Source organism: Putridiphycobacter roseus (assembly GCF_003234935.1).
Lineage (GTDB): Bacteria > Bacteroidota > Bacteroidia > Flavobacteriales_D > Crocinitomicaceae > Putridiphycobacter > Putridiphycobacter roseus.
In genome coordinates, this window is sequence record NZ_QKSB01000043.1 from 1 (window position 1) to 1,534 (window position 1,534).

At 30.2% G+C, this 1,534-nt stretch carries 2 protein-coding genes; both read right to left on the minus strand.

What is annotated here, in order from left to right:
- Positions 1–194: 194 nt before the first annotated feature.
- On the minus strand, positions 195–791 hold the full coding sequence (locus DNU06_RS17385; RefSeq protein ID WP_111064774.1) for a mobile mystery protein B: 597 nt from the start codon (positions 789–791) through the stop codon (positions 195–197).
- On the minus strand, positions 782–1,243 hold the full coding sequence (locus DNU06_RS17390) for a mobile mystery protein A (protein WP_111064775.1): 462 nt from the start codon (positions 1,241–1,243) through the stop codon (positions 782–784). The genes DNU06_RS17385 and DNU06_RS17390 overlap by 10 nt, the downstream gene beginning before the upstream one ends.
- Positions 1,244–1,534: the final 291 nt, after the last annotated feature.

The following is a 1,534-nucleotide window of genomic DNA, read 5'->3' on the forward strand; positions in this document are numbered from 1 at the left end:
TTTTTTAATGGAATAGAGGATGTTTTTAGTTATTCCAATTCTAGTATCATTTCTTAAAATATGGGTCATAAATTATAAATGAAATATGAATTTATTTAATTCAGATCATTCCTTCTTAATGTTTGCCAACGTTTGTGTAAAATTTCGTTGTTGCTAAGGTACTTAGCAATTATGAATTTTACATTTTGTTAGCGTTAGTTGTTTGCAAATTTGATTAGTTCAGTTACATCTCCTTGATCAGCTTTTCTTAAAGCAACAATGTATTTTTTTCTCGTATCGTCCGCTTTAACCATATTTGATTGATTCCAAGAAAATATTTCTAATTTAAAAATGTACTCCATAACAATGTCAGCAATCATTCTTGAGTGTCGTCCGTTTCCATTGGGAAAACAATGAATCGCAACGATTCTGTGTTTAAATCTTATGGAAATCTCTTCTGGTGGAAAAGTCTTATTGTTTATCCAATATTTTGTATCATCTAAGAGGGTCTTTAGTTCGATTCCAATCTGTGTCCATTCAATTCCAATATTCTTGTTAGATTTTCTAAATTGGCCCGCCCATTTCCATACATCACTATACATTTTTTTGTGTAAGTCTTTTACGAATTTTTCCGTCAATATTTTTTCGGGCTTTAAATTTGCGTGAATAGTCCATTCAACAGCTTTTTCAATATTTAGTTGCTCAAATTCATCTAATTCTCCTTGTGTAGTAATTGACTTTATCTTGAGACCTTCCTTTTCTTCCTCATCTAAAGGTGTTTGTCCATCTTTATAATGTAAATCTAATCCCATAATGATTTTTTCATCTCTCTTTTTATTTCACTAGCTAACTCTTCTATTGTTTTATTAATTTTTTCATCTCCAATTCCTTGGTCCTCTAATTTCATGTTTTGATTGGTCCTTAAAACAATTTTTCGGGCTAGTTTTTCGGCTTTAATATTTACAAGATTTTCAACGGTTCCATCTTTTGGGACAAAACCATATACAAACTGCATGTCCAGTGCCTTGCCAATATTTCTTAATTTATTGATAGATATTTGGCCTGTAGCTTCACGCTCTTCTACTTTTTGTATTGCTCCTTTTGTCATATTAAGCTTGGCCCCTAATTGGTCCATTGTCATATTAAATGTAGTTCTAATAGTATTTACCCATCCTCTTTGTGGGACATGGACTGTTGCCGCATTTTTGAATTCAGCTAGTTTTTGGTCTAGCTGTTCTATAAGAAGTTTTTTTTTATTTCTCATTTTTTGAATTATTTATACATATAAGTATACATACAACATCAAATATATACAAATATGTATAATAAACAAAAATAAATATACATATATGTATTCTTATTAGTGATAATTCATACATATACGTATGAATTTAAAATTGCACAAAATTTCTGACTTGTAATTAACGCTAACGGCCGGCTATATTTCTGTTTGCATTACCTTGCACAAAGTAACTTGATAACCGCCAAGGCATTGTTTAGGCTAAATTAATTATTTTAGACTATCTAAACCATGTTTTGGCGCTATTTTATTAAT

Coding starts and splice junctions, on each gene's coding strand:
- DNU06_RS17385 (WP_111064774.1), bottom strand. CDS start 791: ATGGGATTAGATTTACATTATAAAGATGGACAAACACCTTTAGATGAG.
- DNU06_RS17390 (WP_111064775.1), bottom strand. CDS start 1,243: ATGAGAAATAAAAAAAAACTTCTTATAGAACAGCTAGACCAAAAACTA.